Genomic DNA, 18,554 nt, shown 5'->3' with positions numbered 1-18,554 from the left:
CCTTGTAGTAGTAGGTCGTGTCGTCGGTCAGGCCGCTCAGGCTGATCGTCGGCGACATGGCCAGGCCGCCCGTGGCGGTGTTGTTCAGCGCGCCGCAGCTCAGGCCGTAGCGGACGGTGCCACTGGCGAGCTCGTCGCAGTCGAAGGTGATGACCGCGCTGCGCGGCTGGATGTCGGCGGCGTGGACGTTGGTGATGGTCGGCGGCGTGCAATCGACGAGGGCGGTCGCGGTGACCGTGACCTGCTGTCCCTGGCCGTTGTCGGCGTCGATGTAGGTCAATGTGAGCGTGTCGCCCGCACTGACCTGCAGCACCCCGGCGGCGTTCGTCGCACTGAGGACGATGCTGCCCGCGAACTGCCCGAGGGCGGGGCCGAGTTCGGTGACGACGACGGTTTCGCCGGCGGGTTCCGTGTCCGACGCGATGGTCACGGTCGCGGTGTCGATGTTCAGGTCATCGAGGTTCAGCCCGCAGTCGGTGACCGAGATCAGGACCGTGTCCTCGCAGCCGTAGCGCGACGCGTCGAGCGTGGCGCTGCCCTGGTCGATGCAAGTCAGCGCGATGCGCACCGACGGATCGCCGAAGATGTGCCACGTGTTGAACATGTCGACGCCGCCGGAGCCATAGTCGTCCATCATGGAGCACGACCCGGCGTAGCACAGGGCGCCGTAGCTCACATAGGTCTCCGCGCACAGGAGCAGGTTGAACTCATCCTGCGCCTCCATGGGCGGTGCCCACGACTGGTTGATCGACGACATGTACGTGCCGATGGCGCCGGTGGGGACGCCGTTGTGCGATGCCCGCAGCCAGGCCTCGGCGAAGCAGGTGTAGCCGTCGAACTGGCCGTTGACGCATGCCACGCTGACGATGAACGGCAGCATGTTGTCGTTGACGAGCGCGGCGACATTCGTGTTGGAGAAGCCGGTGGTGCTCCACGACGTCGTGCTCCCGTGGCCGCAGTAGTTCACAATGCCGCGGCCCGCGTTCAGCGCGTTGGAGACCATCGCCGCGGTGCCACCGTTCGTGTCGTAGATCTGGTCGACCAGCGTGTAGCCGCAGGCGAGCAGCCACTGGCGGATTTCATCCATGTGCACGTAGTCGGCCTGGCCCTCGTCGCCCTGTCCGGCGCCCTGAGCCGAGGCGATGCCGACCCCTTTCCAGAACCAGTCCTGCAGCGGGGCCGGCAGGTTCTCGTAGGTGATCGTGCGCAACACCTGGGTGTCGACCTGCGTGGCCGTCTCCGCCGAGAAACGGCCGACGATGATGTCAGGGTAGTTGTCGCCGCCGGCCAGCTTCGAGTAGGTCGGGTCGGCCGACCCGCCGGAGGCGTAGGGTGTGGCTATCTGGGCGGCGTCGCCGACGAGCAGCACGTACGCCAAGTCACTGCTGTTGTATACGCCCTGGATGTAGTTCTTGATGGCGGTGGCGTTGTTGCCGATCGTGCTGACGCCGACCAGGGTCGTGTTCAGGCCGCGCGCGATCTTGTGCGTGACAAGCGGCTGCACGTTTGCGAGCCAGGCGTCGTGACAGATGATCAGCAGGTCGCCCTGCTCGTCCAGCGGGTTGTAGCGCAGGTGTGCCTGGGCGTGGTTCACGAAATGGTGCGCGTAGATCGTCCGGAAGCCGCGATCGATCAGGCCGCTGCGCCGCGTGCGATCCAGGGCGTTGACCCCGCCATTGCCGCGGGTCACCACTTCGACCACGAGTTCGCGATAGATGCGCAGCGTGCGTTTGACGGGGTTGTACTGGAACGGATTGAGCGCCACGACCACGCCGCGGTAGTCACGCAGGATGTACGGCGTGTCGAGTTCCGCGATCGGGCCCGGGTAGAACGCGTCGGTGGCATACGCCGGCCCGAAGGTGTAGGGCACGCTGTCCGGGTCGACGGTGCGCAACAGCAAGCCCTTGGACGGCGCGACGTCGATCTCGGTGAGCTCATCGTACGTCGCGCTGAGCACGTTGAGTACCGGTGTGCCGGCGTCCGGGAGGATGATGCTGCGACAGATGCGCGGCAGGGCGGGAGCGCCGGCCCCGCTCAGCAGTGGCTCCCGGTCGAGCGTAACCTGCACGTATGCCCGTCCGTCGATGTCCACCGTCGCCAGGGTAGGCGTTGGGATGACGTAGTGCAGCGTGACACGGTCGGCCGTGGTCTGCGACACGGCGGTCTGCACCTCGGCCGCGCCGCACGGCAGGAGCGCCAGGGCCAGCAGGGCGGCCACAGCGATGCCCTTGGCCCACGACAGGGAATGGGAGCTTCTCATCACGACTTCTCCTTGGAGTACGGGACTGGAACGCGCGGCGGACTGCCGCGGGGAAGCGCGGGATGCGCGACGTACCTTGGGCCAGACTGCCACCACATCGTGTGCCCCTGCGCACGCCGCCGGGCGTGAAACGTGTGCCGCGCGACGCACCAGCATTGCCGGAGACATCAGCGCGAACGCCCGGGTGCCGTCGGTCGCAATGCCCCGGGCCGGCAACGGATCCGGGTTGGCTTCTTCACACCCTGCGCACACGTGCCGTCTAACCAGACCCCCTCAGCCTAACATCCGGACCACGGCATCCGCAAGTGGAAATCCGCCCCCCGCCGCACCGCGCGCGAAAAAGACGCGGGAGCGGCGGACAGTGGTCCACCGCTCCCGCGTCCGCGGCAACCGCTGGCGGGCAGCAGCCCGTGGGGCGCTAGCGGGCCAGCAGGTTCACAAACGGGTTGATGTCAGCGAAGCTGAGGACGCCATCACCGTTGATGTCACGCGTCAACTCCGGGCAGCCCGCGTAGAGGGTCGCGTAGGTGGCCGGGTTGGTGAGCGCGAGGACAAACGGGTTGATGTCCCGGAAGTCCACCACCCCGTCGCAGTTCACGTCCCCCACCGCGGGGCAGATCAGGGCGGAGACGGAGAACGCGTCGAGCCCGGCCTCGGTGATGGAGTTGCTCGGCGTATCCACCGCACAGAAACGTACCTTGACCTGGGCGGTCGGCGTCACGTAGTCGCTGACATTGAACGTGCGATGCACCCAGCCCACCGTGTGCGGCACGGTCTCGACATTCACCCACGACACGCCGTTGTTGTTCGACACGTCCACCGTCAGGCGGTCGATGTCGTTGTCATCGTTATAAAACCAGCGCGCGTAGGCAACCTGGTAGAAGCGGCCGTCCGACAGGTCGAACACCGGCGAGATCAGCCGTGTCGGCCCGCCGTCCACGTCGGAATCGCCGTAGAAGTTGCCCGTCAGGAAGCAGGCCCCGGAACCGTCGTAGTCGCTTGCCGGGTCGCCCCGCTCGCCGAGACCCACCGGGACCCCGCGTTCCCAGGCGCCGGCGATCAGCGCCGTGTTGGACACGGTCCAGCCGCGGTCCGTCTCGAAGTCGTCCGCCAGCAGCGCGGCGCGATACGAGATCGCGAGCGTCGTGTTGTAGCCGGCCGGCGCGGTCAGCGGGTCATAGATGCGGCCCGAGGTGGCCTCGGCCGCGCTGACGTACCAGCGGACCCGGTCCATGCAGCCCACGGCGGGCAGCGTCGCCGAGTAGTGGTTCGCGGATTCCTCGGTCATGGGCACCATCACAAACGGGGCGTCGTTGATGGAATAGTGCAGTTGGCCCGAGTTCGCGACCGGCACGCCGTCGTACTTGCCCGCGACGTCTACATGGAACGTGACCGCCTGCTGCGCCGGGGCTTCCGTCGGCTTGCCGTCCGGATAGGTGAAGGTCAGCGAGGGCGGCAGGCCCGCGTACGTCACGTAGAGCGCGCCGTAGCCGACCATCGAGCAGTTGTACGCGATTCGCATATACCCCTGTTCGCCCCAGCCCGCACCCCACGAATTCCGCAGAAACCACACGCCGTCGGTGCCCTGGTTGTCGTCCCAGCCGACCAATACCACCGCGTGGTTGATGCTCGTGCCGCTGCAGGAGTTGAAGATGCCGCCGTTGTAGCCCTGGAACGCGCTGGTGGCGTCCACGCACACCGAAACCGGGCCGTGGTCCAGGATCGCCTGCTTGATCTGGTTCACCGTTGGGATGCCCCACTGGGGCCCGACGTACGTGTACGAATCGAGGCAATAGGTATGCGGATAAGGGCAGTTGCACGGCGCGTCCCAGCCCTGGTATGGGAAGCTGGCTTCGGGCACGGCGCCGAATCCGCCACAGTAATCCGTGTACTGGCCGTTGCACCGGAGATATCTCGCCGCCGTCCCCGGCCAGTCTCCGCTGCATCCGCCCAGTCCGCAGCAACTGACCAGCCATTGCTCGGACAGGTCCACCAGCACCTGGTCCTGGATCGCGACTTGCGGCTCCACCGCCCCGATGATGCTGAACGCCCAGCAACTGCCGCAACTGCCCTGGTTGCGGACGGCGCCGAGCACGCCCTGCGTGCGCCAGTCGAAGCTGGCGGGCAGGTCGCGGGTCGTCGCGCAATCGTCGAACCGCGCATGCTCCCGCCAGTCGGGTGGCTCGACCACCCCGCACAGCTCCTTCAGGCTGTACTGCGTGGCCTCGTTTTCGCCCACCGTGAAGGTCCAGCCCTCGCGCTCGCCCTGGGCACGCAGCGCCTCGAGGTCGGCGGCCGTGAGCTGCGCCCATGCACACGGCGCAATCGCCACGACCAGGGCCAAGCGCATCAGGATCCCAGTCGTGCGGGAGCGAGTTCCACGCTGGTTTTTCAACACGTACTGCATTGCGAGCACTCCTTGTGCGGGCGGGGGGGCCGCGCCGCTACTCCGTTAACAGGGCGACAAACGGGTTGATGTCGCGGAAATCGAATAAGCCATCCTCGTTGATGTCGCGGTTGGCGAGCGGACAGCCCGGGTACGCCGCGGCGTAGAGTTCCATGTTCGAAAGCGCGAGCACGAACACGTTGATGTCCGCAAAACCCAGCCCGCCGTCGCAATTCAAATCCCCCAGTCCGTCGGGCATCACACAGGCCGGCGCGCGCAGCGCAAACGCGTCGATCGCCGCCTCGGTGATCGAGTTGCTCGGATTATCGACCGCGCCGAAGCGGATCTTCACCTGGGCGGTCGGCGTAACGAAGTCGTTCAGTCCGATGGTCTGCTCGACCCAGCCCACCGTGTGTTCCACGCTCTCCAGCAGGGTCCAGTTCGCACCGCCGTCGGTCGAGACCTCCACCGTCAGCCGGTCCACATCGTGGTCGTCATTGTAGAACCAGCGCGCGTAGCTGAGTTGATAGTACCGGCCATCCGACAGATCAAAGGTCGGCGAGATCAGGCGCGTCGGCCCGCCGTCCACGTCCGCATCGCCGGGTGCATTCCCGGTGACAAAGCACGCGCCGGAGCCGTCGTAGTCAGTCGCCGGATCGCCGCGCACGCCGCCACCCACCGGCACACCGCGCTCCCACGCGCCGGTCATCAGGCTCGTGTTCGTCACCGTCCAGCCCTGGTCGGTCTCGAAATCGTCGGCGAACACGACCTCCAGCGCACCCATCAGCATCGTGTACACGGCCGCCGGCGCCGTCGCTGGACTGCGCACCGTTGTGCCGGCGCTCCCCTGCGCCGTGAAGTAGTACTCCGGCTGCGCCGCACAGGTGCCGACGGGCAGCGTGGCGCGGAACTGGTTTTCGCCCAGCGGGGTCAGCGGGTAAGTCGTGAACTCCCCGCCGTCGTCGCGGTAGTGCAACGCCGCGGTCCCCGGCACATAGCTCTCCATCGCGTCGTCGATTTGGACCGTGAGGTGCTGGAGCACGCCGGCCGGCCGGAACTGCGGGCGACCCTCCGGGAAGCTGTAGACCAGCGGCACGTACGTCTGGGCCAGCCCCTTGATGCAGAAATTCGCGGTGCTGTTGAATTCGTACAGGTCCTGCCAGCCGCGGCCATCGTGGTAGTAGCTCTGGCCGGGTTGGGCCGCCGACTCGACCCAGACGCGCTGCGACGCACCCAGCAGCACCGGGATGTCCGAGCTGCGGTCATACGCGTGCCCGCCCGCGGAGAGCTCCACGTAGAGATAGAAATCGTCCCCGGCTGTCAACGACAGCGGCGGGTCCAGGTTGACCGTGTGAAAGCCCAGGTGTGCATGGGTGCCGGTCTGCGCGGCGCGCTCATCCAGGAGCTGCCCGCTTTCGAAGCGATCGTAGACTTTCACCGTATAGGTGACATCGTTGGCCGCGGTGAAGAAGCTCACGGCGGCGAGCGTCTGTTCCTCCGGCGCCGTGAAGGCGTTGAATGCCGCGCTGCAATCGGTCTTCGTGTCGCGCCAGCCGTGGTAGTCGTGATAGTAAATGTAATCGTAGGCCAGCGGTTCGACGCCGCGGAACGACACGGCCCCCATCTCGGGGTGCTGTCCGCAGTGTTTGTCGTAATACGAGATCCAGAAATACCCGCTCAAGCCCCAGCCCGCGCCCCAGCTGTTCTTGCACAGCCACGCGCCGGGCTGCGGGGCCGGCGTCGCCTTGCTGTCGTCCCAGCCGACGATGCCGATGGCGTGGTTGGGTTCGAGCGTGCTGCCCGGCGGCTGATAGTGCACGTAATTGGACATGAACGCGCCGTCGTAGCACATGCACGTGCCGACGACGCCGTGCGCCATGACGGCTTCCTTGATGGCGTTGATGTTCGTCAGGCCGGTGCCGGCGACGTACCACTCGATGTCGCGGGCGTAATAGACGTGGTACGACGGCAGGTGCCGCGCGGGCGGCTCGGCGTACGACTGGCCGTCCACGTCCCGGACGGCCCCTTCGCCGCGTGTCAGGTACGCCGCGGTCACGCGGTAGTCGCCGCCTTCATGCACTACCAGTCCGCCGCCGGTGGGGGGGATGGTGTCATCGTTATTGTGCTGGTTGAACCCGTTCCACCAGTCGAGGTGATACTCCGCGAGGGCCGGCTCGCCGGACTCCCCCGCGGCGGCCCAGACGCCGGTCATGAGGAGGTTGCCCTCCATCGCCGCGACGGCCCCGTGCGTCCAGCACGTGCCGCCTTGCTGGGACTTCACCGAGGTGACGTAGTTCTGGCCGTTTACGTTGCGCAGGTCAAAGGCAGCGGGTGGGGTCGCCAGCGCCGCGGCAGTTGCCGCCAGGCACCCCCAGGCAACCGTGGTCCGCAGGCCAATGTTTAGGAGTTTCACAAACAGATATCCGTTTTTACGCTCTCAATACTCTCGCCGCATGACGACCGCGCCCGGATCATGCGCACACACCGCCCGTTATGCGCCCTGGGGCCTGACCGTACATCCGTTCGGACGCACACGGGTCATCATCTTTCCGCCAACAGCCCCATCTTGCCGCCCAGCCCGAATGCTTGCAAGGAAATACCTATCGCGGGCCTGATTATTCGCACCGCAGCCTGTGTTTATCGGACTTCGGTGGTGCACTTCAGCGCTCCAAGAAGGCCGACTGCTCATCGTCGATCTGCCACTCACCTCCGAAGAAGCCGGCGGCGCGCACCCCATCCGTGCCGCGCGTCAGCATCGTGGCGTCCAGCACCACCCAATCCGGATACGCCACGCCGGCCACAAAATACGGCAAGCGTTCAGTCAGGCGCAGACCCGGCGGCCCCGTACCGCTGACGGCCGCCACCATGGCCGGCGTCGCGCCCGGGCGGGGATAGGCTAAGAGCACCGCCAGGTTGCGGCCATCGATAGCCCGCTCGCCGACGTGGACGTGTTCGCGTGTCACCTGGATCGGACACCGCCCCAGCAGCGGCTCCCATGCCGCGTTCGTGTCTGCGTTGCCATACAGGATCACGCCTCGCTCGGGTTCCGCGCCAGTGTCGAATTCCGTGTCGGCCAGCACGTCGACCGACCCGTTGCCGCGTACCCAGAACATCTCCGCGTCCAGCCGCGCCTTCGCCCGGGCCCACGCGCTCTCCTCCGCGGTGCCGCGCGTGCCGTGCACGAACTGCATCCGGTGCCGGAACGCGTCCTTGAATGGCCCAGCCCGGTGGGGGCCCTTCAGCTGCGGGTCAACAGCCTCCGCGAAGATCTGCCAATGTCCGTCGCGCCGCGCCAGGCGCAGTACGCCGCCCGCGGGCCAGGCGGTGTTGTCCAGCCGGTCGCCGTCCAGCTCCACCGTCAGCGGCCCGTTCGGATCAATCACGTATTGGCCGTCGGTGTAGTCCAGCCGGATTGCCAGCCGGGCAACATTGTCGGTCGTTCCGCGGAGCGTGCGCTGCTGGGCGTCGCTGTGCAGGTCGATCCGGCTGAAGTCGAGCCAGCGCTGCTGTGCTTCGATTGTCGCCCAGTCACACGTCGCCGAGATCGCCGGGCTCGCCGTCACAAACTCGACATCCCGGACGGTGTGCGCGGCCGGCCTGGTGTTCTGCCGGAGGAAGTCGAACAGCGGCGGCCAGTCCATGCACTCGTTGCCCCACCAGTGGCCGGCGCCGGGCCGCTCGTAGTACGCGAAGTTGGGGTGGAATTCGCCGAGCTGCTTGCGCATGGTCCGCGCCTGCGCCACCGGCACATTGTCGTCCTGGTCACCGTGCAGGATGTAGATCCCGTAATGCCGGTAGTTCCGCGACAGTCCCAGCGTGTCGCTCGCGTTCGTAGCCCGCCGCAGGATTCGCTCGATGGGGGTGCCGTCCTCTGTCCGTGGGCCGCCCGCGTAGGACCAGAAGCTGACCCAGCCCGCGCTCGGCGCGATGGCGGCGAAGCGGTCCGGGTAGTGCGCACCGATCTGCCACGTCCCGTGCCCGCCCATCGAGTGGCCCGTCAGGTACGTGTGCCGCGGATCGGTGCCGAACGCCCGCTCCGCCAGCGCCAGCACTTCCAGTGCATCCAGGCGGCCCCAGTCTTCCCAGTCAAAACCGTACGGCCGGCGATTCGTCGGCGCGACCACCACGCCATGCGCTTTCGGCGCATAGCAGCTCGCCTGGCCGATCGCCTCGACGCTCGCGCCGTGCAACGACAGGAACAGCGCCGGTCCGGACGCCGGGCTGCTCGCGGTGGTGTCGGCCTGTTCCAGCATCGGTCGCACCGCGTAGTACTGCACGCTGCCGTCGATGTCGCTGATGAACGTCCGGCGATACGCCTCCATCGTGGGGCGCACGCGCCACGTGACGGTGGCCCGGTCCAGCTCTGTGCCGGCGCGCGTCAGGATGACGTCGAGCTGGCGGTCGCCGGCGGTGTCGGACGCGTCGGGCGCGAACGTGAACCCCACCTTGCGGACGCTCTCCGGCGGGACCAGCGGCACCGGCGTCGCGCGCTGCGCGTCGCCGCATTGTGCGCTGAGCTGCGCATTGGTGAGCGGCGTGGCGCTGGCGTTGATGATGACGATCGCGCCCAGCATGTCGCCGCTCTCGCCGAGCCGCACGTCTGGCAGGAGCGCATCGCCGGTGTCGAGCATGACGGGTGCGCGGGGTGCCAGTAGTTTCGCGCGGAATTCGCCGCGGCCGCAGGCGAACAGCAGGTGGTTTGGGCCGGCATCGAGCTGCACGGGCAGACGCACGAAGCCCCACTGGTACGGATCGCCGGCGCGCGGTGTGCCGTTGACGTACACCAGGCTGTGGCCGGCCGCTTCCAGGATGGCTGTCTGCGCGCCGTCGCACTCCACGGCGACGTACGCATAGCCGCCTCCGAGCGCCTCGTCGCGGAACAGGCCATCGTCGCCCGCGGTCGCGAGCTGCCAGTGCTGCACCTTGCCGTCGGGCCGCGTGACGGCCTGCCCGCCCGTCGGCGGCTTCCATTCGCCCGCGACGATCTGTGCCTCGATCGCGTCAGTATGCACCGCGGACCGTCCCCAGCGCCCGATTTTTCCGATTACCAGCGCCTCACGGATCACCACCTCTGGGCCTGTGAACACCACCGGCGTCAGTCCGGCCTGCGGCGCCGCTGTCTCAGGCGGCACCGGCTGTGAAGGCGGCGTTTGTGCCGGCGCCGGCTCCACCGGCGGCACCGCGGTTTGTGCTTGCGGCATGGTCGGCTGCGTTTCTGGCAGCGCTAACTCGGTGGTGGGTGGAGGCGCGGCTGGTCTGGATGCAGCGGGCTCCTCTTCTTCCGGCGGGGGCGCGATGCCGTAGATCACGACGTCGCCGGCCCCGCGTTCATCGTCACCGAACTTGAACGCCCCGTCCGTAGTCCCCTCGTACGCGATCGTGAGGACGCGATCGCTCGGTCGTCGCGCGCGATACTTCAGCGCCGTCCCGCCCGTGTGCGCGACGTGGAACCCGCCGACGATCAGCATCACGCGATGCCGCGGGAAGCTGGTGCGGAAGTCCGCCAGCGACTCGGCCATCGCCTGGTCCCACAGCAACTGCGCCTGGTACATCCCGTGGGGTGACATCCGGCTCGCGGTCTCGCGCGGCTGCATCGTCGGAGCGGGTGGCATAGCCGCCTCAGCCGTGATTGGCGCTTCGGCCGGCGCCGTCGTCGGCATCGTGGTCGGGGGCAGCGCGTGCCCCTGCATCATTTCCATGAACCGTTTTTCGTAGTCGCCGCCGAGGTGTTCATTGGTCAACGGCAGCCAGCGCTGCTCCGTCGGATCCAGTCCCGCCCGGTACTCCTCGTACGGCAGTCCCGAGTTGCGGTACGCCCGCACCAGGCGTCGCGGCGCATTGGCGGCGATCACCGGAATGTGCCCCGCCCGGCACATTTCGATCAGCGGCCGGTGTGAGAGGATGTACGCCCGCCCCTGGCGCGTCTGTTTCTGAAACGCGGCTTCCGCGAGGCGCCCGCGCAGATATGCATCCAGCCCGGCCTGGGTGTCCGCCTCGAAAAACTCCATGGCCAGGCACACCGGCCGCGCCTGTGTCGCCAACGCATGCAGAAGCTGGGCCTCAAGCTGGTTGCACACGACGTCCGAGTGCGCCTCGCCGAACAGGATCACATCGGCGGCCCGGCAGCGGGCGACCACGTCGCGAAACGAAATCGACCGGCCGCTATGCCCGTCGTACGCCTGGAATTGATGAAAAAGGGCGGCGCTCCCGCCCGTGCGTTCGGCGAGGTTCATCCGCCCCGCGGGCATGCAGCCGCAACTCAGGGCAAGGGTGGCCAACAGGACCCCGGTGACGGCGCGAAACGTGGACATACAGGACCTCCTGCAGCACCGCCGAGGCAGCGTTGCCGCACCATACCCCCCGGCGAAGCACGCGGTCTACGGCCTCAGCACGAGCGTTCGCGCATATTCGCTGCGCAGCTCGTTGAGCGGCGCGCGCAGCGCGAGGAAGCTCGTGGCCGGCACGTCGCTCTGCGCGATCTGTATGCGCCGCTCCAGCGTCAGACCGTACTCGACCTGCGTCACGCGCTGCTCGAGCGCGCCCCAGTCGCCGGCGACGCGCGTCAACTCGGCCGGCGTGGCTTCCACCTGCCACTTCTCCGGCCATTCCAGCGTCAGTTGGAGGTCTTCGAGGCACGGACCGGCCACGTGGACCGGGAGCCGGCGCCGACTCGGCCCAAGCGGTAGCGGCACGTCACCAAGCAGGGGCCCGTCCTGAGCGAGCCTCACAAAGTACCGGTCGTTCACTTTCAGCAGCGGCTTGCTGGACTTGACCTGAACCGTGGCCTCGAACTCGCCGACCGCGAGTGTCTTCACCGTGACGCTCTCCACCTTCGCGTCCGGCACCAGGTGCCCCAGCACCGCATTCAGCCGGCGGTTTTGCGCATCGCTCGACCGCAGACCCTCGGAGTTGACGAACAACCCCGTCGCCCGCAGCGTCAGCGTGCCGGCGAAATTCCCATCGTCACTCAGTGTCAGCTTGCCGGTCGCCTGCAACCGGCTCTCGTCGCTCGTCAGCCACGGTGCCAGCTTCACGCGCGGCATCAGCACGTCCGGCACCGGCAGCAGCGTGTAGCCCGCCCACGTGCCATCGCGGACGATGCGTCCGCGGCGCGGGTCCCAGATCTCCGGCGGATCACCGCTGTCCAGCGTGACGGCATGTGCGCCGCCGCCCGCGTCATGCGCCACCACGTCGCCGGCCGGCCCGGCCACCAGCAGCACGACGTACGCCGCCACCATCCCATCCTGCGGCACGTCGGCGTTCCAGACCGCATCGTGCACGAGCATGCCCGGCATGGCGGGTAGGTCCGCCGCACGGGCCAACGCGAGCAGCACGGCGGCCGCTTCCTCCGGCAAGCCGTAGTTGGACAGCAGCACCTCGGACGCCGGCCGGATCTTCGCCGGGCGCCAGTCCGCCGGGAACTCGACGAAGTTGAACTGGGCCGCGAGCTTTTCGTGCAGGCCGCGCAGTTTGTCCGACGAACTGCCGCGGTCCTTTGTCCACTCCTGCGCCAACCGCGTGATCAGCTCGGACTTGTCGGCTGCCGCCTCGAGCTGGGCATGCCGGCCCTTGAGCCAGTTGCTCGCCAGGTCGGCCGTCGTGAACATCAGCCGCGGGCAGCGCACCTGCCAGCGCGGGGCCTGCGGCTCGTCCGGGTTGGCCGGCAGGTCCTTGAATGTCCACGAATTGGGCTGCCCGTTACTGCCGCCCTTGTCCTCCGGCAGGCCCGTCAGCAGTGCTCGCACCTGCGCGCCGGCCGGCACCGTCACGGTGACGGTGCGCTCCTTGATCGGAAAGCGGTCATCGATGCGCAGGTCCGCGGCCAGATATGTTCGCCGCCCGGGCTGGCTCGTGATCCGATACTCGACCTCGACCACGCACCCCGGCTCGATCCCGCTCATCACCAGCAGGTGCTGGCGCAGGCCCGTGAACGCCGGCCAGCCCGCCGAGGCGTCCGGCCCGACCACGACGTGCCCGTACTCCGGCAGCTCCACGTACTTGCCGCCGGGCAGCCGCGTCCGCGCCGCGATAATCTCGAGCTTTTCCGTATCGGCGTCGTACGTGATCCGCGGATCACCAAACTCGCCGTATGCCCTGTCGCTGTTCAACTGTACGTGCCGCTTGTCGTGGTAAACCGTCGAGCCGTCGGCGTTCAGCGTCCAGTTCTGCTCCCACAACTCGATGACCGCATCCGGCGCCGGCGGCGCCTGAGCCGCGACCGGCTGCACACTGACGAGCCCCAGCGCGAACGCCAGCACGGCGTAGGCGGGCACACGCACGACACGAGCACGCATTCCGATTTCACGCATGGATTCTGTCCGGGCAAGGAGGTGACATCTGACACCAAACGCGACGCTGGCCGGCCTGGGACGAGTACTAGCGCTGCGCATGGCCACCCTCCCGCTCGCACGTCACGACGCGCCCCGTCAACTCCTCGAATTTCTCCATCACCTGCTTGAAGTTCGCGTAGTCCGCCGGCGGCACGATCCAGTTCTTGATGATCAGGTCGCACGTGTACTGGATTTCCCCCTCCTTGCTCTCGATCTTGAAGTGCAACCCCGCCGAGGGCCCGTCCATATCGACCGCCTCCGGCAGCTTCTTCACCGTCCACCCCGCCGGCAGCTTGATCGTCTCCTCGAACAGCGCCCGCCGCGAGGCCCAGAGCTTCAACCCGTACTTCCGCTCGGCCGGCCCGGTCTGCCCGAACAAGTCGGAGAGCGTGCGGTCGCCGAAGATCGTCTGCAGCATTGGCAGCGCCAACATCCGCTGCTGTCCGTCACCCAGCACGAACCGCGGCGCCGCAAAGTCGCAGCGGATGTGCAGCGGCCGCGCAAAATCGTCCGGCTCGTCGCACGCCACGCTCTGCACCACCGCGTTCGGGCTCAGCCGCTGCACCGTCTGGTCGAAGTAGTTCGCCCGCTCCGCCGGCGGCACACCTGCCAGTGCTCGCCGCAGCCGGCCCTCCGGCGTGCCCACCGCCTCAAATCCGAATGCCCCCGTCAGCTTGTTGTCATCGTGCACGATGCTGACGCACCGCCAGGTTGCCTGGCATTCCTCCGGCGGGAAGTACGGCGAGGTCGACAGCTCCTTGCCCTCCGGCAGCCCGTACACCACGTGCTGGTTCGGCTCCAGCGTCGACCAGTTGTCACGGCTCTTCGGCATCCACGTCGGGTCCAGCAGGATGAGCGCCCCGTCCGGCTTGCGAATGCACGTCACGCAGTGGTTGAACTGGTCCGCCGGAATGCGGTCCACGCGCTGCCGCGCCATCGTCATGCAAACGAACGAGTCGAACCCCGCCACGCGCAACATCCCGGCCAGCATCCCCGCCTTGTCCTTGCACACGCCCGCCCGGTCGTGAAACGTTTCCCTGCAGGAGTGGATCGTGTACCCCTCGCACATGCCGCGGCTCGTGCCGGCGTAGCGGATATTCTCCGCCACCCAATGATTGAGCGCGGTGTACTTCTCCTCGTCCGTCTTGCAGTCCTTGATGACCTCGGCGACCTTCGCCCTAATCGCGTCGTCGGGCTCGAACTGCGGCTCGCTGACCTGATACAGCCAGCGCGCCTTGTCCTCCCACGTCGGCAGCGTCGCCAGCAGCAGCTTCGGGGCCACGTTCGGCCACGGCTCCATCGATGGCTCGCTGGGCAGCGGCTTCAGGTCCTTCTTCTCGAAGGAGTACACGACCTGGTCGCCTTCGAGCGTGACCGCCGGCCGCAGCTCGCCGTTGTACACTTCGAACTGCAGCGGCTTGTCCTTCGGCAACCGCACCGTGTAGCGCTTCTCGATCACCGGCCGGTCCGACCAAAAGTGCACTTCGTCGTGCCAATGTCCCGGCACCGGCGGGTTCAACACCTCGCCCTTGGCATTGAGCTGCGCCTCCCCGGGGGGCACCTGTGGCACCTGTGGCACCGGCGTCCCGCCGGTGGGTTGGGCCTCCGCGCCCTCCAAATACGCCACATTGAACCCGGTCATCTCGCTGATGGTCTCGACCGCGTCGCCCACCGCCAGCCGCGGCACCGTCACGAGGTATTGCTGTGTGCCCCAGAACACGCCCCACGACGGCTGCGGCTGCTGGGCCTTCTTGTCCAGCGGCAGCTCCTCGACGGTCCCGTCCGCGCGGTACACGCGGACCGCGATCAGCTCCAGCCGGTTCGTGTTCGGGTCGTAGGGGAACACCTGCACCGACTGCGTGCGGATCGCCGCGTCGCGCAGGATCTTGGTCACGATGTGACTGCGCGCCGTGCCGATCCCGCTCGGCCGGACGGTGACGTCCGTCTCATCCAGCACGACCACCGCGTCCGCGTTGTGTTTTTTCTCGTCCCCCGCGGCGGCGATCTTCGCCTTGATGTCGTCATCGGCCCGCACCGCCGGCGGCAGGCCACCCAGCAGGAGTACTCCGGCGAGAATTGAGATTGCGATCCGGCGGAATGACATTGTGTGGTTCTCCGAATCCTGTCGCCAAGGCCCCCGCGGATTGATCTCGCTCCGCGCGCCCGGCTCGGCGCGTCGCGGCAGTGTAGCCGAAACCGCCGAGCCCACGCAAAGGCAACCAAACCCCTCCCTCTTCCAGGGGAGGGCAGGCTGGGGGTCGATGTGCCGTGTGTCATCGGGCCTGAGCCAGGGTGCCACTGCTCTTGAGCAGTGCCGGTTGTCCCAGTTCTTGAGCAATGTTCCATGCCCCCTATGCAGCGGGCGTGGCCCCCCAACCTGCGCTGCCTGCTACTCTGCCTGCCGCGCTGCCCGCCAGTTCTTTCCCGCCTCCTCGCGGCAGCGCTGGAGTGCCTTGACGAGCCGCGCTGGCAGCAGCAGCGTCAACATCCCGAACACGATTAGTAACGGGATGACCGGTGCGAAGATCGGCGCGCCGGCTGTGCTCACAGGTATGTTCATAACGTCGATCGCGATACCGAAGGCCACCGCCGCCCACATGCTAACGCAACCCCACGCGTATATCTTGGCCAGTGCCATCGTGCGCTGGTCTCCGAGCCGGCGCGCCAGGGATGCCACGTAACGGCTCAGACACACGATCCCGACCAGGCCGAGAATGCCCAAGGGACCGGCCACGATCTGAATCAGCACCCACAGATCATTCCCTGGTGCCACCGAGCCAACAAGCGCACTGGTTGCGACACTCACGAAGTTGGGCACGAGGATGGCGCGAATGATGCGTCGGCTGGCGTACCAACGCTCCTCGCTGAGCAGCCGCGGATTGGGGCTGGTCAGCAGCCAGCCCCCGGCTAGCAGCCCCAGGACTGCGCCGCTGAGTACGAGCACGGGTGCCACGATGTACTTCCAGTGTTGAAACGCAAGCCAGGCACTGGGCACGGTCGCGAGCGCGACCAGGACGGCGACTGCCTGGACGATCCGTCCACCGAGTGCCAGCCGCTTCAGCCAGGCAGGATCCGCGAACTGCAGCAGCTCGCTGGCGAGCGACACGTGGATGGGTGCCCCGCATTCCGGGCACCGTCCGTCGGGCCGCAGCCCGCGCAGGTTGTACGTGCACCGCTGGCACGCCACATCGAACTCGATCGGCTGATCCGGCGGCAGCAAAGGCCGCGCCGTGCCGGGTGCCGCCGCTCCTGCCCCATCGCCACTAGAGTCCATGCCCGCCAGTCTAGCACGCCGGCGCCGCGCGCGCCTCTGCGCACATTCGAGTCGCGCCCGGCAGCGAGCGAACGCCCGGCCAAACGCGGTCGCCACGACCTCAGGTCGCACCGTGCGTCCGCGTTAACTGGCCGCTAGAATCACCAGCGATGAAAACTCGTCGTTTGTCCAGCCTGATCCTCGTCACCTGCGCCGCGCTCGCCGGTTGCGGCGTCGGCGAGCTGGACAACTATGCGCCGCTCACCGTCTTCGACAACTTCCGCTCCATCGAGGAAGGCCGCGCCTACCGGTCCGCCCAGCTCGACGCCACCACGTTGAACCTCGTCTTCGACGAGCACGGCATCCGCACCATCGTCAACCTCCGCGGCGAGAACGAGCAGGATGCCTGGTACCGCAACGAGCGGGCTGCCGCCGAGAAGGCCGGCGTGACGCTCGTCGACATCCGCATGAGCGCCGGTCAGCTCCCGTCGCGCGATGCGCTGCTGCTGCTCTACGACACGTTCCAGACGGCCGAGTACCCGATCCTCATCCACTGCCAGTCCGGGGCCGACCGCACCGGCGCCGCGTCCGCGATCTGGCGGATGGTGGTGCGCGGCGATACCCGCGAAGCCGCACGGGTAGAGCTTTCGCTCGTCTACGGCCACTTCGAGGCCCGCCATCCGGAGATGGACCAGCTCGTGGAGATGTTCCAGCCTGACCGCGACTGGATTGCCCACGTTTATCAGCCCTAACGCGGCGGGCGCCGGGCGTTCGCCAGCCGTGTGCGGCGGGGGTATCATCCCCGCCGTGAAGCCCGACGCGGTCCGCGCATGACGAATCACCCACTCGGACAAGCCTGCGCGCTCCTGACGGCGATCGTCTGGGGCTACGCGCTGGTGCTCTTCAAGCTCAGCGGCGAACACATCCCGCCGTTGGCGCTGAACCTGTTCAAGAGTGCCGTGGGCCTCACGTTGCTGGTGCTGACGATCATCGGGTTGACGATCTGGGACCCCGCCAGCCTCGCCCCGGTGCGGGCCCAGCCGGTGGGGGGGCTGTGCCTGCTCCTGCTCAGCGGCGCGATCGGCATCGCCCTGGCCGACACGCTCTTCTTCCGCGCGCTGAACCTGATCGGCGTCGGGCTGATCTCGGTGGCCGACTGCGCGTATTCGCCGCTGGCGATCCTGTTCGCGTGGCTGCTACTCCATGAGCAGCTCACTATCTTCCACTATCTGGGGGCGGGGCTGGTCGTCGGCGGCGTGTTCCTGACGACGCGCCACACGCTGCCCGCGCACCGGACCCGCGGCCAGATGGTCGGAGGCATGCTCCTGGCGATCGTGGCGATCGGGATGATGGCGTTCGGCATTGTGATCGCCAAGCCGGTGCTGAACGAACTGCCCGTGACCTGGGCGACGGCGCTGCGCCTGGTCGGCGGCTGGGTGTTTCTAGGGTTATTCGCTCTATTGGGGCCAGCCTGGCGGGCGAACTGGACGGCCTTCCGTCCGTCGCGGGCCTGGCGGGTGGTGCTGCCGGCGTCAATCCTGGGCACGTACGTGAGCCTGTTGCTCTGGATCGCCGGATTCAAGTACACGGACGCGTCGATCGCGGCGGTGTTGAATCAGACCTCGATCATTTTTCAGAGCGTACTGGCGGTGCTCATTCTGAAGGAGCACTTCGGGCGCCGGCAACTCGCGGCGCTGACCCTGGCGCTGATGGGCGTGGTGGTGACCACGTTCGGGGCGGCGATTTCGTCGTTTTTTGTAAAGTGACGCGCAGCTATCAGACGCTGGGTGTTTCAATTTTGCCGTCTGATAATCGCGGCGGGGCTGCGCGGCGTGTGTAAACGCTGTCTGCACGTCCGACGCGCGGGGCGCGGTTGTCGTGACTCGAACGTGCGTGGTGTTGAAACGCGCAGGTTCAGCTTGACGCAGCGCATTCGAAGTGCTAAGGTACGATGAGCGTATGCAGATATGGACATCCGTATACGTCATCACAAAAGGAGCGTAGAGAAGCGCTAGCCGACAGCCGCACGAGGCGTCCAATATGTACAACTCCGACGCTTCGGCCGCTGGGCGGCACGGAGGGGTATTCTCTTCGCGAGTTGCGACTCAGGGTCGGAATTAGTGTGAGGTCGCGGGCGACGGAAAGAGGCAGCCCCATGTTGTGCATCAGGGTCGCATGAGTGCCCAGGAGCGCACCCGGCGTGGCGTTGTGGCGCGCCAGTGGCTTCGCCGGCGGCACTGTTGCGCCGTTTTCTCAGGTCCATGTGTCTCGTGGATACGTTTCATTTCGCGTCATGTGTTTGTGCAGTGTCTGCACCTGAGCTTC

General features: G+C 67.2%; 9 protein-coding genes. 2 read left to right on the top strand and 7 right to left on the bottom strand.

Translation table 11 applies throughout. The features are described from left to right. From KA383_19195 to KA383_19165, 7 genes are all read right to left on the bottom strand, one after another. On the bottom strand, positions 1 to 2,260 hold a 2,260-nt coding region (locus tag KA383_19195; protein ID MBP7748246.1), incomplete at its 3' end, for a hypothetical protein. Between the two features lie 418 nt (positions 2,261 to 2,678). Then, the gene (locus KA383_19190) at positions 2,679 to 4,667 is read right to left on the bottom strand and encodes a hypothetical protein (GenBank protein MBP7748245.1); all 1,989 of its coding nucleotides are present in this window, start codon (positions 4,665 to 4,667) and stop codon (positions 2,679 to 2,681) included. Positions 4,668 to 4,704: 37 nt separating this feature from the next. Further along, positions 4,705 to 7,059 carry a hypothetical protein gene (locus KA383_19185; protein ID MBP7748244.1) on the bottom strand — a complete coding sequence of 785 codons (2,355 nt, stop codon included), beginning with the start codon at positions 7,057 to 7,059 and terminating at the stop codon, positions 4,705 to 4,707. 247 nt (positions 7,060 to 7,306) lie between these two features. After that, on the bottom strand, positions 7,307 to 10,957 hold the full coding sequence (locus KA383_19180) for a ChaN family lipoprotein (protein ID MBP7748243.1): 3,651 nt from the start codon (positions 10,955 to 10,957) through the stop codon (positions 7,307 to 7,309). 66 nt (positions 10,958 to 11,023) lie between these two features. Further along, positions 11,024 to 12,940, bottom strand: a complete 1,917-nt coding sequence (locus KA383_19175) for a DUF3857 domain-containing protein (GenBank protein MBP7748242.1) — start codon at positions 12,938 to 12,940, stop codon at positions 11,024 to 11,026. A gap of 82 nt (positions 12,941 to 13,022) precedes the next feature. Next, a complete protein-coding gene (locus KA383_19170; protein ID MBP7748241.1) occupies positions 13,023 to 15,080 on the bottom strand; it encodes a DUF3857 domain-containing protein in 2,058 nt (685 codons plus the stop codon). Positions 15,081 to 15,365: 285 nt separating this feature from the next. After that, positions 15,366 to 16,250, bottom strand: a complete 885-nt coding sequence (locus KA383_19165) for a hypothetical protein (GenBank protein ID MBP7748240.1) — start codon at positions 16,248 to 16,250, stop codon at positions 15,366 to 15,368. Positions 16,251 to 16,399: 149 nt separating this feature from the next. On the opposite strand from KA383_19165, the gene KA383_19160 reads away from it, so the two are divergent. Together KA383_19160 and KA383_19155 are read left to right on the top strand one after the other, a co-directional pair. Next, on the top strand, positions 16,400 to 16,981 hold the full coding sequence (locus KA383_19160; protein MBP7748239.1) for a dual specificity protein phosphatase family protein: 582 nt from the start codon (positions 16,400 to 16,402) through the stop codon (positions 16,979 to 16,981). A 78-nt stretch (positions 16,982 to 17,059) separates the two neighbouring features. Continuing rightward, the gene (locus KA383_19155; GenBank protein MBP7748238.1) at positions 17,060 to 17,995 is read left to right on the top strand and encodes a DMT family transporter; all 936 of its coding nucleotides are present in this window, start codon (positions 17,060 to 17,062) and stop codon (positions 17,993 to 17,995) included. Positions 17,996 to 18,554 lie beyond the last annotated feature (559 nt).

The sequence above is a fragment of the Phycisphaerae bacterium genome, assembly GCA_017999985.1.
In the GTDB taxonomy this organism is placed as follows: domain Bacteria; phylum Planctomycetota; class Phycisphaerae; order UBA1845; family Fen-1342; genus JAGNKU01.
This window is presented reverse-complemented; position numbering and strand designations above follow the sequence as displayed.

Bases quoted from the DNA above. Each gene is read 5' to 3' on its own strand.
- KA383_19190 (MBP7748245.1), bottom strand. From the start codon at position 4,667: ATGCAGTACGTGTTGAAAAACCAGCGTGGAACTCGCTCCCGCACGACT.
- KA383_19175 (MBP7748242.1), bottom strand. From the start codon at position 12,940: ATGCGTGCTCGTGTCGTGCGTGTGCCCGCCTACGCCGTGCTGGCGTTC.
- KA383_19160 (MBP7748239.1), top strand. From the start codon at position 16,400: ATGAAAACTCGTCGTTTGTCCAGCCTGATCCTCGTCACCTGCGCCGCG.
- KA383_19155 (MBP7748238.1), top strand. From the start codon at position 17,060: ATGACGAATCACCCACTCGGACAAGCCTGCGCGCTCCTGACGGCGATC.
- KA383_19165 (MBP7748240.1), bottom strand. From the start codon at position 16,250: ATGGACTCTAGTGGCGATGGGGCAGGAGCGGCGGCACCCGGCACGGCG.
- KA383_19180 (MBP7748243.1), bottom strand. From the start codon at position 10,957: ATGTCCACGTTTCGCGCCGTCACCGGGGTCCTGTTGGCCACCCTTGCC.
- KA383_19170 (MBP7748241.1), bottom strand. From the start codon at position 15,080: ATGTCATTCCGCCGGATCGCAATCTCAATTCTCGCCGGAGTACTCCTG.